This window comes from Halorubrum sp. Atlit-8R (assembly GCF_003666025.1).
In the GTDB taxonomy this organism is placed as follows: domain Archaea; phylum Halobacteriota; class Halobacteria; order Halobacteriales; family Haloferacaceae; genus Halorubrum; species Halorubrum salinarum.
In genome coordinates this window covers 1-588 of sequence record NZ_QPLV01000025.1, presented here as the reverse complement: position 1 = coordinate 588, position 588 = coordinate 1, and the positions used below count along the sequence as shown (strand labels likewise).

General features: G+C 57.3%; 1 protein-coding gene. It reads right to left on the bottom strand.

Annotated features, from left to right (window positions below; translation table 11 throughout):
• Positions 1-452: transposase (locus DVK05_RS16400; RefSeq protein WP_147437830.1), on the bottom strand; the 452-nt coding region annotated here is incomplete at its 3' end.
• Positions 453-588 lie beyond the last annotated feature (136 nt).

Sequence of the window (588 nt, the reverse complement as noted above, 5' to 3'; positions counted from 1 at the left end):
TCCCAGTCGTAGGTGATCCCGTGTTTGTCGAGAACAGCGTGGACCTCGTTTTTGAAATCCGTCCGCTTCTCGACTAATCGTTTCCGGCCGCGCACGAGTGCGCGGCGCTCCCGGAGTTCTTCGGGCGGAACGTAACTCTCAGCGATCATGCCGGCTCGGCGAAGTTGCGCGAGCAACTTCGCGTCGAGCCGGTCGTTTTTCACCTCAGCATAGCCGATCGCCTTAGTTTGGCTCGGATCTGCGACAACCACGTCGAGATGTTCGTCGAGGGTGTCGTAGACCGTGTAGTAGTTGCTGGTTGCTTCGATCGCCGCTTTGGCTCCAGCGTATTCTTCGGCGACTTCGTCGAGATTCGCGTTTGCGACGCGAATCTCTTCGACGACCTCGGCATCGTCGTCCAAAACAGCGACGTGCGACTCATCTTTATGAAGGTCGATTCCGAGGTAGTACATGGTTCCTCTGGAGTGGAAAGTGCGTGAAGGGAGCCACACCCATTCGGGCTCGCCGCCCAAGATAGTGCGTCCTTGGCAGGTAGGCCAATCAGAGCCACGCGTTCTATGACGCTGTTGAATCATCGGCCTTTGACCA